This is a genomic window from Haloarcula marismortui ATCC 43049 (assembly GCF_000011085.1).
Classification (GTDB): domain Archaea; phylum Halobacteriota; class Halobacteria; order Halobacteriales; family Haloarculaceae; genus Haloarcula; species Haloarcula marismortui.
The window spans coordinates 106,667-120,822 of sequence record NC_006395.1; the positions used below are offsets into that span (position 1 = coordinate 106,667).

15 protein-coding genes are annotated in these 14,156 nt (G+C 58.4%); 5 read left to right on the top strand and 10 right to left on the bottom strand.

The genetic code is table 11. The annotated features are described in order from the left end of the window. Window positions 1–54: 54 nt before the first annotated feature. Entirely contained in the window at window positions 55–498 is a 444-nt protein-coding gene (locus tag RR_RS02745) for a MaoC family dehydratase (RefSeq protein ID WP_007188468.1), read from the bottom strand. A 255-nt stretch (window positions 499–753) separates the two neighbouring features. Next, window positions 754–969, bottom strand: a complete 216-nt coding sequence (locus tag RR_RS02750; protein WP_004965744.1) for a hypothetical protein — start codon at window positions 967–969, stop codon at window positions 754–756. A 125-nt stretch (window positions 970–1,094) separates the two neighbouring features. Here RR_RS02750 and RR_RS02755 point away from each other — a divergent pair, with 125 nt between their 5' ends. The 3 genes from RR_RS02755 to RR_RS02765 all read left to right on the top strand — a co-directional run bounded on the left by RR_RS02755 (window position 1,095) and on the right by RR_RS02765 (window position 3,861). After that, a complete protein-coding gene (locus tag RR_RS02755; RefSeq protein WP_011222578.1) occupies window positions 1,095–1,445 on the top strand; it encodes a hypothetical protein in 351 nt (116 codons plus the stop codon). Window positions 1,446–1,757: 312 nt separating this feature from the next. Further along, window positions 1,758–2,666: a DUF7139 domain-containing protein gene (locus tag RR_RS02760; RefSeq protein ID WP_049938539.1), complete on the top strand. Its 909-nt coding sequence runs from the start codon at window positions 1,758–1,760 to the stop codon at window positions 2,664–2,666. 166 nt (window positions 2,667–2,832) lie between these two features. Beyond that, window positions 2,833–3,861: a hypothetical protein gene (locus tag RR_RS02765; protein ID WP_004965739.1), complete on the top strand. Its 1,029-nt coding sequence runs from the start codon at window positions 2,833–2,835 to the stop codon at window positions 3,859–3,861. A 90-nt stretch (window positions 3,862–3,951) separates the two neighbouring features. On the opposite strand, the gene RR_RS02770 is transcribed toward RR_RS02765, so the two are convergent. Further along, entirely contained in the window at window positions 3,952–4,425 is a 474-nt protein-coding gene (locus RR_RS02770) for a hypothetical protein (RefSeq protein WP_011222580.1), read from the bottom strand. Window positions 4,426–4,506: 81 nt separating this feature from the next. On the opposite strand from RR_RS02770, the gene RR_RS02775 reads away from it, so the two are divergent. Then, a complete protein-coding gene (locus RR_RS02775; RefSeq protein ID WP_011222581.1) occupies window positions 4,507–5,196 on the top strand; it encodes a hypothetical protein in 690 nt (229 codons plus the stop codon). 70 nt (window positions 5,197–5,266) lie between these two features. On the opposite strand, the gene RR_RS02780 is transcribed toward RR_RS02775, so the two are convergent. Next, window positions 5,267–6,031, bottom strand: coding sequence for a DUF7093 family protein (locus tag RR_RS02780; protein ID WP_011222582.1), 765 nt, complete (start codon window positions 6,029–6,031; stop codon window positions 5,267–5,269). 308 nt (window positions 6,032–6,339) lie between these two features. Here RR_RS02780 and nth point away from each other — a divergent pair, with 308 nt between their 5' ends. Beyond that, window positions 6,340–7,041, top strand: coding sequence for an endonuclease III domain-containing protein (gene nth / locus RR_RS02785; protein WP_004965732.1), 702 nt, complete (start codon window positions 6,340–6,342; stop codon window positions 7,039–7,041). A gap of 214 nt (window positions 7,042–7,255) precedes the next feature. Here the strand turns inward: nth and RR_RS02790 are convergent, their stop codons facing one another. The 6 genes from RR_RS02790 to RR_RS02815 form a co-directional block, all read right to left on the bottom strand. Next, window positions 7,256–8,671, bottom strand: coding sequence for a sodium-dependent transporter (locus RR_RS02790; RefSeq protein ID WP_004965731.1), 1,416 nt, complete (start codon window positions 8,669–8,671; stop codon window positions 7,256–7,258). A 177-nt stretch (window positions 8,672–8,848) separates the two neighbouring features. After that, window positions 8,849–9,547: an ABC transporter ATP-binding protein gene (locus RR_RS02795; protein WP_049938626.1), complete on the bottom strand. Its 699-nt coding sequence runs from the start codon at window positions 9,545–9,547 to the stop codon at window positions 8,849–8,851. After that, window positions 9,547–10,353, bottom strand: coding sequence for an ABC transporter ATP-binding protein (locus RR_RS02800; RefSeq protein ID WP_004965728.1), 807 nt, complete (start codon window positions 10,351–10,353; stop codon window positions 9,547–9,549). Before RR_RS02800 ends, RR_RS02795 begins: the two co-directional genes overlap by 1 nt. After that, window positions 10,353–11,507, bottom strand: coding sequence for an urea ABC transporter, permease protein UrtC (urtC, locus tag RR_RS02805; RefSeq protein WP_011222584.1), 1,155 nt, complete (start codon window positions 11,505–11,507; stop codon window positions 10,353–10,355). The genes RR_RS02800 and urtC overlap by 1 nt, the downstream gene beginning before the upstream one ends. Continuing rightward, window positions 11,508–12,446: an urea ABC transporter, permease protein UrtB gene (gene urtB, locus RR_RS02810; protein ID WP_004965724.1), complete on the bottom strand. Its 939-nt coding sequence runs from the start codon at window positions 12,444–12,446 to the stop codon at window positions 11,508–11,510. It lies immediately after the preceding gene. Window positions 12,447–12,448: 2 nt separating this feature from the next. Next, window positions 12,449–13,756: an urea ABC transporter substrate-binding protein gene (locus tag RR_RS02815; RefSeq protein ID WP_004965723.1), complete on the bottom strand. Its 1,308-nt coding sequence runs from the start codon at window positions 13,754–13,756 to the stop codon at window positions 12,449–12,451. Window positions 13,757–14,156: the final 400 nt, after the last annotated feature.

The window sequence follows — 14,156 nt, forward strand, 5'->3', positions numbered from 1 at the left end:
TTTTCGGAACGACCGGTCTGCCACACAGGTATCACAGACTGCCTGACCCTGTCGTCACTCGTCGGTCTCGCGGCGGATCATGGCTGTCGCCTCGTATGAGATGACCAGTTCATCGTCCTGATTCAGTCCTTCGTGGCGGGCGGTGAGGTACCCCCGGCTCGGGTCACTGTCGGAGGGTCGCTTGTCGATGATTTCGGTTCGTAATCGTAGCGTGTCACCGGGCTGGAGTGGCTGATGCCAGCGGAGATTGTCGACGCCGACGCCAGCCTGTGTCGCCATGTCCTTGCTGGTCTCGACGTTGAGACGCATACAGATCGCGGCGGTCTGCCACCCAGAGGCGACTAGTCCGCCAAAGACTGAGTCTTTCGCTGCCTCCTCGTCGGTGTGAAACGGTTGCGGGTCATACTTTTCGCCGAATTCGGTGATTTCGGATTTCGACACAGTGTATCCATCCGACTGCCGGACGTCGCCGACCACGATATCCTCGTAAAATTGCATATAATTATGAAGGTGATGGATAGATAAAAATCCGACGTGGTACGACCGCTGGCAGGGTGAGTGGCCGCAGGCGTATCGACGGCATCAGGCACATGGACAACATTGCAGCCAGTGGCGCTGCAGATGATAAGAGCAGTTAAACGACGAGATTGCAGAACTCGAAGCCCATAACGAGGAGCTACCCACGTTTACTCGGAGCCTTCTATCACACCTCATCAGTAACTGCGTACCCATCATCTTGCTCTTGTCGGGCTGCTACCGCCGTTGGAGTTGCCAGTTATTTCGGGGGTCGGAACTGTTCGTGACCCGGACAACGCCATCTCTACGAAGTTGGTCAACCGTCTCATCAAACTCCGCCATGGAGAACTGGGTCTCCGCTTTCTCTAACTGGTCAAGCACGAACATCACAGATGCCATTTCGTTTCCTTGTGCTTCCAGTATCTTGAGAATCTGCTTCGCTAGGTTAGACATGAATAAGTAGCAATCACCGGGTAGTGGTTGTGCGCATATATGTGAGTTGCAGACTGCCCGACGTGTATCTTCGCTATTTATTCTTAAAATATATATTTCAGCTATAACATAGGCACGATGTCGACATGCCCTCCAACAGTCGAACACTCCTCTCGGCGACCAGTGAAGAGTGGCGCTTAGCACGCGAAGACCTCCACATCAGAAATGCCACCGACGCCGAGCATGATATCCAGATAAAAATATACGATGACAAGGAATGGTGTCATACAGCACGTTATCACCTTCTGGCAGGTCAGTCGGGTTGTTCGGTTAGCTTGTTACAGGATGGCGTTTATAAGGTCAAGGCCGTCCTCGACGGACAGCACGAGTCAGTCGCTGCCGTCACAGTCTCTGATGAGCCTGAACAGACCATCTTCATCCACATTCAGAACGACGGTATCATTATTGAAGAGGGAGTGACTCCCTCACGTCCCTGAACCGACGTGTCGCCTTGCCCTGCTTGAGACCCTCCCGTGCTGAAGCGCAGGGATTCCCACGTTCGGAGAGCAGGGTTCAGCGGACGACCTGTTCTCACAGGCATACTCTGCCCGTAGATTTGTCGAACAGGCGTGGAAACGCCAACTGTCGGCTTTATTTCCGCCGTGAATGGTGCGTCTTTCGTCTCGAAGTATCGTAACAGAGTTTGAGTGACAAGGGGTAAGCTCATCTTTAACACCCATCCGAACAAAATAACAAATTGAATGAGCCCTGCATCTACATCGAACAGGTCCCCTGAATCTGCCGATCCTGTGTCGGGCTATCGCGACAGGCTCAGGTCGATTTATCGCGATTATATCGGCGAACCGGATAAAGAGCGAGACATCTATATCGGGTTTGGCCTCTTCTTCGCTGGAGTCACGCTTGCCGTCGTCGGATTCGGCCTCTTTTTGTACAGTAACGTCCTAGAATCCGGGAGTACGCTGTACTGGCAGATCCGGGAGATTGCACTCGTCGTCGGGTTCATTGGACTGCCCTCCGTGCTATTGAGCGTCGTCGTGCTCCTCCCAGTGGGCTTCAAAACCCGAGTTGTCAGTGCCGCTGGCACAGTGTTCTGTCTCGCTGCAACTGTGATTCTGGTTGATGTTTTTCCGTACGGGTGGACGACCAGTGAGGGCATCAACGGTAGCGTCTGGACTATCAGCGTCTACGCTACTGGCCTAGTTACACTTGTAGCGTCGACAGGAGCGGCACTGGTCGCACATTACCTCGAGCGAGCAACAGCGCCAGCTGAGTCAGCCGAGCCGGTTGACTCGGCCGAGAGTGAGTCAGAGTCAGTCAGCAAAGCAGACGTAGACAGCGACATAGAGCAAGCCATGGAGGGGGCGGAACTATCCTGGGGCGGCGTCGAACAACAGCCCAAGACCAAGCGGCTGAATCTAGATATGCCGGACACAGACTCCGACCTCGACCAGACGGCTATCGAGAACTCCGAGGCGACCACGACACGGGCCGACAGCAACGATGTTGACGACGCAGTAGATGGACTCAGGCAGCTGCAAGGTGGCCAATCAAATACGGATCGAAGCACTGGAACCGAAGAGCAGGTCAACGCTCTTACCGAGTTCCGGAATGAGCAGGCCGAAGACGATGATGTAGAGACTGGTGTCGAAGAGCAAAAAGGTCTTATGAGCCGCCTTCGGTCATTGTTTTTCGAGTGAACAGTCTGATTGGCCCATACACGCTCTACTGTGGCGGTTTTGTTGGGTTGCTTTTATCATGTTAGCATATCCTTACACTTCTTTCGCTCCAAAGTTGGTACGTAAGTTGTAATTTGTTCTATATTATAGGCTAGTTTTTTCAACTTGGTAGGAGGAATACAACTGTATGCCCCAAGGTCTCGATGTCGGTACGATGAACCTCCTGTCTGCACGTCAAGATGGTAACGAAACAGTATTCGTGCAGCAACGGAACTCCTTCGTTGAAATTGACTACAGCGATATGGCCGAACAAATGCTGTCGAGAAGTGACGTTCTCCACATCCGCAAGGATGATCGGGTCTATATTGTTGGCGATGACGCCCTGAATTTCGCGAACATCTTCAGCGAGGAGACGCGCCGACCGATGCAGGCCGGGATTCTCTCAAGCGACGAGCAATCAGCAATTCCGATGATTAAGCTCATCACTGAACAGGTGGTGGGACAACCGGAGTACCCGAATGAGCGTCTGTTTTTCTCGGTTCCTGCGGACCCTATCGACGCCGATGTTTCGACGCTGTATCATCAAAAGACGGTTGAGTCACTCCTTACTGATATGGGATACAGCCCAGAGCCGATCAATGAGGGGATGGCCGTCATCTACTCGGAGCTTGCAAATCGTGAGTTCACTGGCCTCGGCATCAGCTTTGGCGCTGGGATGACCAACGTTTGTCTGTCGTACTATGCAGTCCCCGTAATGAAGTTCTCCATCGCACGCGGTGGTGACTGGATCGACGAGCAAGCTGCACAGGCGACCGGCACGCCCGTAGATAAGGTTACTTCGGTCAAAGAAGAAGACTTCGCACTCAACTTTGAGACGGATGTCGGTGGTATTGAAGGTGCATTGAGCATCTATTACGACAATCTCCTCGACTATGTCATCGAAAACATCATCAGTGAAGTTGATGAGGAAGATGTCGAGGAGGGATTGGATGTCCCGGTCGTTGTGACTGGCGGGACATCGAGTCCTGATGGCTTTGAAGAGTTGTTCGCCGAACGGATCAATGACTCCGAGATACCATTCTCGATCAGCGATGTCCGCCAGGCCGAGAATCCACTGTATAGCGTCGCACAGGGAGCACTCGTCGCAGCGCGGTCGGAAGAGGAGCGCGAAGGGCAAGCCGAGCAGCCCGAGGAACCAGACGCCTCCGCTGAGTAACGGGTACTCCCGCACCGACACAATACTCGCCGACATCAGCCAGAATCTGTGCCTGGTCCTCGTTCCAGATAATTCAACCGACGTTTGGCGTTACTCAGTTTCGTCCCCGTTTTCGTCAACTTCAGTGTCCGCGTTTTGACTGTCCGTATCGTTCTCATCAAAATTGGCTGTACCGTCTCCACTTGATTCACTTTCGGTCTCGTCGATAACGCGGTTCAATTCGTCAGCAGCGTCCTGTCGGAACGTGTTAGCATCAGACCCCAGAGAGATGCCGACCGCAACACCAGCCTGTTCAAGCGAGAACTCTGGTCGGTCTGTGGATTCGTCACTCTCTGGAATCGGGACGCTGGGTGTCCGGCCAGTATTCTCGGGTTTCCCGGGGGTAGAATCAGGATGCTGGTTGAACCGGGCAAAAGCGAGTTCCCAGGACTCTGGAGGAGATGCCTCGTTGTGATGGGACGTAGAGAGGTCTGCGAAGCCGCACGATTCACAGACGATCGCTGTCTGGTTGCCGGTCGCAAGCGTGTACGTGCTGAGGTCGGAGTCGCAGCGGGGGCACCGCATACCAGAGTATGCGTGTCTCTGCTATACAATGGTTCCGTCAGTTCTCCCCCTCTAGGGAACGAGTTATGAGTTGGGCGACCGATGTTTGAGGCAATGCCGGAGATCGAGATTACGGACACACAACAGGCGGATTTAACGGCAATTCAAGAGGACCTTGAAGACGCGTTCATCGAAACGTACGGTCATATTCGTACGCAAGATGTCGTGGACTACCTCCTCGATACATACACACCACCGGACCAGCTCGAAGGCGAGCAAGGCCTGAGCCGTCCCGACTACGAGCGAATCGCCTCAGCTGAGTATCCGGAACTCCAACGCATCGCGTCCGAGGTGTCGGAGGTTCCCGGAAGTGGTATTGACGCCGACGAGATGCGAGGGAAGCTGCTCTCGGCGCTTGGGACAAGTGAACTCGCCACTCGCCTCGCAGATGTCGAGTCCGAGACGAAAGCAGACGAAGGTGATAAAGAAGGGGCAACTGGTCCAGATAACTCGGCGGATGCGGCCGGCGACGGACACGATAGCACACAAACCGATACGTCGGGACAGGCTGGTCCAGCACCCGATACTGTCGAAACCGGTGACGCAGCCGAGCCCAACAACGCTCCGGGAGACACCCTGTCGGTCGCGAACCGTTTGCTGACTGAACATGACGAAAAGTGGACTCGGTCAGATGAAACCGACGAACCATACGAAGTCACGCTCCCCGACGGTTCAACGGTGAGCGCACGGACGAAAGATGACGTGCGAAAACTGCTGTTCCAGAACTATTGAGCGGGCGCTCATTGCAAAACTACTATTCCATAGTGACCATCTCTCTGGGGGGGTACGTCTCGTCGAAGGCTTAGGACTCACTGTCCGATGTGTCCTCGAGGTAACCGACTCGACACTGTGGACAGACATCACCGCGAAAGAACGACGATTCATTCACTGGGAGTTCGAACTCACATCTTGGGCACCGATATGTGGGGTCTGAATCGGTTGTCGTACTCTCTAGGTCGTCCGCTGTGTGCAAACTCTCGTCTTGGCCGTTCCCAGTACCTGATCCTTCGGAAGTTTCAGACGACGGATGCACAGTGTCTGAAGCATCATCAATGATGACTGCATCGTCGCTATTCGGCGGCGTGGAGCCGTCGTCATCTGGCTCTTGTGTCGCTGATTCAGACAGTATCACGGCATCGTCAGTCCGCTCCGGTGGTGTCGATGCGGTCACCGCCGATGACGCATCACTCATTTCCGTATCCGAGGATGGATTTGCGACCGTATCCGAGGCATCTGCAGTCGATTCGGGAGTATCGGTCGATTCCGTTTCCGCCGGCTGACCTGTGTCCGTCGCCTCGGTCTCGTCCTCTGCATACTCTCTCCGTCCCACTTGCCGCTCGGTTTCGGCTCTGTATTCGGCATCGTCCGATCGCTCGTCATTTGCTTTCGATTCCGCTATGGTGGATATCAAGCCTCGATTCTCAGAGATATGGCGGATATGTCCACATCGCTGGCAAGACCTGTATTCCCGAACGGTTAGAACAGTGCCGCGCTCGCCTTCATCGTACGACTCCTCTATCTTCGAATCTCCAAATTCATGTCCAAAGAGTTCACAGCGCATCCCCATACGTGGCCATTCACTTCGTGTAGGTAAGAAGGTATTCACACTCAATGACACCTATATCTCAGTCGGCTCAGGCGAAGCCATCCATGACTGTCCTCGCGCCATCGCTAGACGCCGTTGCTGATAGTGACGGGGGACTTGCCCTGGTAGACAGCCCGACACCGGTCTTGCTGTTCCCTACTCACAGTCTAGTGAGTGGCGTGTCACCGTCGAAGGCCGTCTCTGGCAAGGTATAGAGCCAGCGTGGACCGGCTCGAGTCGAAACCGAACGAGGGCGGTGTCTTGAAGTCGGTCTGGGCCTTGGCAGAAGTATGTCGATGACTGAGGAGTGGGACGCCGCCAGTGTTCGTGACCTCCACGACGACCTCGTCTCGCTGCACGGCCCGGTCGAACGCACAAGCGACCACGGCGCCGACGCCAGCGCCGACCCTGGCGAAGGAGTTCGACAGTTGGTGACGACGATTCTCTCACAGAACGTAGCCGACGAGAACACACGCCGAGCCTCCGAGGCGCTGTTCACGGCATACAGCGACTTCGCAGCCATTGAATCGGCAGACCACGACGAACTGGCCGACACCATCCGCGTCGCAGGGCTCCCCGACCAGAAGGCCGCCCGCATTCAGCGGGCGCTTGCGGCCATCCGCGAGGAAACCGGTGGGGCCTACTCTCTTGCCTTCCTTGACGCCATGCCAACCGACGAGGCGAAAGGCTGGCTCACCGATATCAAGGGCGTCGGCCCAAAGACCGCCAGCGTCGTCCTGAACTTCCACTTCGGGAAGCCGACAATGGCTGTCGACACCCACGTCGAGCGGGTCTCCAAGCGGTTCGGGCTGGTAACCGAATCAGCAACGAACAAGCGCGCCCACGACGAGCTAGACGCAATCATTCCCGACGAACTGACCTATCCGCTGCACGTCCTGCTGATTACCCACGGCCGGGAGTTCTGCTCAGCGCGCAGTCCCGACTGCGCTAACCCCGTCTGCGAGCGCTACTGCAGTTGCGAGGAGTGCTAGCGACAGCCGACGACAGAACGTCGAAAGGCATTGTCTGAACAGGGCTGATCTCAACGGCGAGTTGGTGACAGGGAGAGTCATCGACTTGTGCTCGGTGGGCAATTTTACCGTCGTTTCAGGCTTGAATGGTTGAGATTGTCGTGGTCCGTAGTCATGCGTGACACGGACACCGATTAGACGGCTTCTGGAGAAAGACTGAGTCAGGACAGTTAGACTAGTGCGAACTCAGCCGGTCGGTCCGGCTTCCGTTTCGAACGACGACAGCCAGAGCAACAGTGCCGATGACAGCGATAATCACTCGACCGCCAAGTCCCACTGAGATCCCGGCGAGCGACGCGAGCGTGTTCGTCAACAGGAACAACACGACGACGGGGAGAACCCAGCTAACGGTCAGAAGCCACGGCTTGGCTAGCCATTCGAAACGGGCAGTTCCAGCGCGGAACTCGGCCAGCGCGTCCCCGCGCAGCAGCCAGCCGACGATGACAGTGAATGCGAACAGCCCGACGGTCAACATCAGGTCTGCGAGCGTGCCGGAGACGAACTGGAACACCGAACTTGTGAGTGCCAGCCCGCTCCCAGTGGCCGCAAGCAGGACCGAGACCAGTACCGTGGCCCGGCGTCGCGGGACGCCAAAGCTATCGACGAGCGTTGCCACCGGCGTTTCGAGCAGGCTGATACCGCTGGTCACCGCAGCCATCAGCACGGTCACAAAGAACGCGGTCGCGACGAGTTCCCCGCCCGGAAGTGTCGCGAATGCCGTCGCGAGCGCGACGAACAGCGCACCGGGGCCGCCCTGCCCTGGGTCGACGCCCTGGGAAAACAGCAGCGGAATGACGACCAGCCCGGCGAGGACACCAATGAACGTGTTCGAGACCGCGATGACAAGTGTATCCCGCGGGAGCGATGCGTTGTCGTCCAGATACGAGGCGTACGTTAGCATCACTCCAGCACCGAGCGAGAGGGTGAACAGCGCCTGGCCTGCCGCTGGCCCGATAACGCTCAGGAAGTTCGCGGCGAGGTATTCGGCGTCAAAACTGAGATAGAACGCGTAGCCGGCGGCCGTCCCCGGCTGGGTGGCTGTCCACACAGCGAGGCCGAGCAAGATAATTACAACACCGGGAAGCATCACCTTCGAGACGCGTTCGATACCGTTGCTTATGCCAAAGAAAACGATGGCAGCAACGATACCGAGGAATAGCAGGTGAAAGGCGACCGCTTCGAGGCCAAAGCTCATTGCCCCGAAGTACTGCTGGGGCTGCCCGAAGTACGTCCCAACCGGTGAGACGAGCGTGTAGCGAAGGATCCACCCGCCGACGACAGAGTAGAACGAGAGGATGACGAGCGTTGTGAGGACGTTAAACGCGCCCAGCCACGACCCCCAGCGGGAGCCGGTGAGCGAGCGCAACGCCGCGGTTGGCGTCTGTCGGCCACAGCGTCCGAGGACGAACTCAGCGAGCAATCCTGGGACGCCGATGCCGACGACAACGAGCAGGTAGACGATGAGGAACGCACTGCCACCGTTTCCGGCGGTCAGCCACGGGAACCGCCAGATGTTCCCCAGACCTGCCGCACCGCCGACGGCAGCAAGCACGAAACCGAGGTTCGATATCCATGAGTCACGATCGGACATTCGTGTACAGGTCTGTTCAGTGGGTACTCAAGTTCCTGTTGATTCGGTTGCTTGCGTGTAATCAGGAAGGAATTAGGTAGCCGACAGTCCACTCGCGTCCGAACTTCCGTCCGTCGTTCCACAGGCGACCGTCCGAAGGCGGGTGCCAGCAGCGTGGAACGGCGACGGCAGTCCGTCTCAGACCGCGAGGTACTCCGCAATCGCGTCCTCGTCGGCAATAGTCGACGGACCGAGTTCGTCAACGACCGTGCCACGCTCCATCGCGTAACAGCGGTCGGCCATCTCGCGGATGACCCCGAGGTTCTGCTCAACGAACAGAATCGTCGTCCCGAGGTCGTCGTTGATTGTCTGCATATCCTGGCTGATCTGGTCGACGATAGAGGGCTGGATGCCCTCGGACGGTTCATCGAGCAAGAGCAAGTCAGGATTCGAGACCAGTGCGCGGCCGATGGCGAGCATCTGCTGTTGCCCGCCCGAGAGCGTTCCGGCTTCCTGACTGGCCCGTTCTTCGAGCACGGGGAAGTAATCGTATATCTGGTCGTACAGCGTTTCGTCGCTCTCCGACCGGATGGTCTCGCCCATCTTGATGTTCTGCTCGACGGTTAGCTTGGGGAACACGTCCCGGCCCTGCGGGATGTAGCCGATTCCGGCCCGGGCGCGCTCGTCAGCACTCGCGTGAGTCACGTCCGTGCCGTCGTAGCTGATGGTCCCCTCGCTGGGCTCCAGCAAGCCCATCACCGTCTTCAGCAGCGTCGTCTTGCCGACGCCGTTTTTCCCCATCACCCCGACGATTTCTTCCTCCTCGACGGAGAGGTCCACATCCCGCAGTATCGGCGTTGTGTCGTAGGCTGCAGAAACCTCGTCGAGTTCGAGCATCATGACTCACCTCCCAGATATATCCGCTGGACCTCTGGGTCGGATTCGATTTCTTCAATCGGTCCCTCGCGGAACACCTCACCGTTGTGCAGGACGGTCACTTCTTCGGCGATGCTCGCGACGAAGTCGGTGTCGTGTTCGATAACAATGAAGGCGATCCCTTCCTCCTCGTTGAGCCGCCTGATCCGCTCGGCAATAGCTTCGCGTTCGGCCACGTCGAGGCCGGCGACCGGCTCGTCCAGCAGGAGCAGGTCGGGTTCGAGCGCGGCGGCCATCCCGATTTCCAGTTGCTGCTGTTGGCCGTGTGAGAGTTGCGACGCAGCAACGTCCTCGTAGCCGGTAAGGCCCGCAGCCTCGATAGCCTCGGCGACCAGCCGCCGTCGCTCCTCCCCGTCGGCGAACTGCTGGACGGGGAGCCTGACGTTCTCTCTGACACTCAGGTCACCGTACACGGACGGGACCTGGAATTTCATACTGATACCGCGAGAAACCCGCTCATGTGGGTCGAGGTCAGTGATGTCGTGGCCGTTGTAGTAGATACTGCCGTCGCTGGCCTCGTACGTCCCGGTAATCAGGTTCAGTAACGTTGACTTGCCAGCGCCGTTTGGGCCGATGAGACAGCGTAGTTCCCCCTCGGCGACCGAGAAGTCCACGTCGTCAGTGGCGGTGAACCCGCCGAACTGCTTGACGAGCCCGTCGGTCTGTAGCAGTGTCTCCGTTCTGTCACCCGTTGCCAGTTCCGCAGCGGTTTGCCGGACGTTCGGTCCAAGCGGGTCGATGTCGGATTCGGTTTCAGTATCACTCATTAGTCACTCACCTCACTCGGCGTGTCGGGTGCGTCGGCCCCGCCAGCTTCGCCCGGACCGAGTCGAGTTTCGACAATCCGCTCGTGGAGCCACGGAACGAAGCCGCTCGGAAGGACCAGAATCGTCACCAGCAACAGGGTGCCAAGCAGGACTAGCGCCAGCTCACCCGCCATCGAGATGCGGAGGTATTCGATGGCGAGCGTGGCGACAACGGCCCCGAGCAAGCTCTTTCTGCCGCCGATGCTCACCCAGATGACCGGCAGCGTCGCGAACAGCAGCGAAAACACGGTCGGGTCGATGTAGACGTTCCGTGCGGCGTACAGCACACCGGACAGACCCGCAAGCGCGCCCCCCAGCGTGAACACGACGAACTTGATGCGGGTCACGTTGTAACCGAACATCTCGGTGCGGTCCTCATCCTCCCGGACAGCGACCATCACGCGGCCGTAGTCGGAGTTAACGAGGACCCGCAACCCGAGGTACGTCCCGACCAGCAGGAGGAGGACGAGATAGTAGAACGGGCTGATTTCAAAGGATCCGATACCGATAATCCGCATCGGGAACGGGTTGTAGATGAACTGGTAGGAGGCACCTTCGATGCCGAGCGTCAGCAGCGGGATGTCCGGCATCCCGTTGAACCCGCCCAGTGCCGCCTCACCAATGGCCCACTCGGACCCGGCGGTCTGGGCCATGAAGGTGTGCATGACGATCGTCGAGACGAGCGTGATGATGGTCACGTAGACATCCCGCACGCCACCGTAGAACATGAAGTAGCCCAGTATGGCTGCGCTGACACCGCCGCCGACGATACCGGCGACGACAGCGGCCGTGATACCCCCCGGGGTCGCAAAGTTGATCGAGACGACGCCGAACGTGTAGGCCCCGATACCGAAGAAGACGACCTGCCCGAAGCTCAGTACGCCCGAGTAGCCCCAGACGACCGACAGCGAAAGCCCCAGCAGGGCCAGCACCATGAACAGCGACAACTGCGAGCCGTCACCGAAGGCCGGGTAGACGACGAGCGCCGCCACAGCGACGGCGAAGCCGACCCAGAACCCACGCGATTCCCCGATGGTGTTTGGCCCCTCGAACCGACTGCGAAGCCGGCCCGGGAGCGACCTGTTCGCCTCGCCGTTTGCACTGTTTCTCGACATCTAGTCGCTCTCCTGTCTCCGTTTCCGCAGTTGTTCGATGAACCCGGTGATGCCGTCGGGGAGGAACCGGAGGGCGATGAGCGCAGCGACGAGTAGCGCGATACGGCCGATGAACGTCCCGTAGAGGTTCGAGAACGTGGCCAGAATCGCCCCGAGGACGCCCCCCGACAGCGCGGTCCCGAGAACGACGCTCGGCCCGCCGACGACGACGGCGACGAACGCCTCGACCAGGAACTGGTCGCCAAGCGTCGGCTGCATCGAGATGACTGGGGCGAACAGCGCACCGGTCAGCCCGGCCAGCGCCGAGCCGATGCCGAACGTCAGCATGTACATCCGGTCGGTGTTGACGCCCATGGCCTGTGCCGTTTCCTTGTCCTGTATCGTCGCCCGGGCGCGCATCCCGAAGTCGGTCCGGGTGAACAGGTAGTAGGTAGCCAAGAGCAGCCCGATGCTAACGCCGGCCAAGACGATCCGGTACGTTGAGTAGGAGAACGCCCCGTACGAGATCGCGCCGAACGGCGTGGCTATCTGGTCGATGGAGTTCCCGAACCGAATCCGGGCCCCCTGCGTCAGTATCAGGCTGAGCCCGAACGTGGCGACCATCGAATCGGCCAGTCGGTTATACAGCGGTTCGATGATGTCACGGCCGAGGGTCCGCTGGCTGACCCAGTTGGGCCACGCCCCGGAGATGATGACCCGCTCGGTCAGAATCCCGAAGAGACCAGTGACCACGCCGCCAACGAGCATCGCCACGACGAGCGGGAGGCCGAGTTGCGTCACGGCCAGCGTCGCGGTGTAGGCACCGATGAGGATGAACTCCCCGTGTGCCAGATTGATGACGCCCATAATCCCGAAGATGATGGCCAACCCCGCCGCGGCGAGCACGATGAACGCGAAGCTATCGAGGAACTGAAGCGCGAGGTTGATCCCGTTTACCATCCCTACTCGGCCTCCTCGTAGTAGTCCACCGGGGTGTACTGGGTCTGTTCCGGGTTTTCGGGGAGGTTGCAGCCGGCCGTCTCCGAGAGGAACGTCTCGGGTATCTGGCGGTTCTCGACGGCTTCGACGTTGTGGTCGTCGTCGGCGCGCATAATCCACATGTGGTGGTCGACGTGGTGGGTCGCGCCGTCAAGACGGATTGTCTCACCCTCCGGTGCTTCAGGTGCCTCCTCGGTGCCGAGTTCGATGCCCGACTCCAGAGCGTCGATGACTTCCGGCTGTTCGGTGGTCCCGGCCTGCTCGACGGCTTTCTTGTACATATACGTCGAGAAGTAGTTGGTCTCGGCCTCCTCGTTGAGGTACGGGGCATCAGGGTACATCTCGAAGTATCGGTCGACGAAGCCGCCATCGCCGGTGTTGCTGTCGGTCGGCACCTCCTCCATGTAGTTGACGCCCGCGTAGATGTTGGCCATCGCCGGGGCGTCGAGCCGTCGGTGCTCGTATCCCTGTGCCATTGCCGTCGAAGTGCCGATTGGCACGTCGAGACCGGCCGAGGCCTTCTGCTCGTAGAACGACGTGTGGTTCGCGCCAACGAGCATCGACATCACGAAGTCCGGGTCGGCCTCCTGAATCCGGTTGATGGTCGACCCGAAGGAGGACTCGCTCAGCGGGATGAACTCCTCGCCGAGGACGTTCGCATCGTTTTCGTTTGCCAGCACCTTCACCCAGTCCGCGGAGAGCTGGCCGAAGTTGTAGTCAGCCGCAATGGTGTAGATGTCCGGGCCGAACTCCTCGACCAGATACGGGAGGACGATACCGAGTTGCTGGCGGGCGGTCGGGCCGACCGCGAAGGTGAATTCGTCACAGACGCCGCCCTCGTACTGGGTGGTGTAGAAGTAGAGCTGTTCGTTGCGGTCGATTATCGGACGGATGGCTTCCCGGGTTGCTGAGGAGTAGCCGGCCCACAGTGCGTCGACGTTCTCCTCGTTGATCGCCGTGCGGGTGAGTTCCTGATAGCGCTGATTGTCCGACTGTGGGTCGCGCTGGAACGTCTCGATTTGCTTCCCGTCGATACCGCCGTTAGCATTGATTTCCTCGATGGCGAGCATCGACGCCTTTGCCTTCGGGTCGCCGACGAGGGCGAAGTTCCCGGACTGGTCCTCTAGCACCCCGATTTTGAGCGTGTCGGTACTGCTCGCGGTGTCCGTCGAGGTCCCGCCTTCACCGGCAGAACAGCCGGCGAGGCCGGTAACGAGTGCGGCCCCGCTCGCGCCGAGGAACTGACGGCGGCTGACAGACGAGCGATTCATGCGTCTCCCTCCGATACTAGGTTCTTGTTAGGATTATTATGTCCATTATCTTTGGCCATCTCTCGTTCTTTACTCACAATATCCAAACGTTCGTCCATGATTTCGTTCACAGTGTTGCCGTCTGGGAGGGAGAAAATAAGTTTTACCACTCTTATCTTATATTGTCCACCACATAGTCTTGAGAGTATAAGGTCGTCAAAGGATATGGCGAATAGTCAGCGAAAGCAGTAGTGCTGCCGATAAAATTTGAACTATTCCGCTATTTTGTGCCGCTGTCGGTCAATGGGACAAAAGAACAAATTGCTGGCGTTGTTCCGGTGCAGTGACCTGTACGACCGTTGTCAGTCAAATCTGGCTTCTGCGTCCCGAAATCACCCGCTGTATGCTCGCCCGCGCTGTA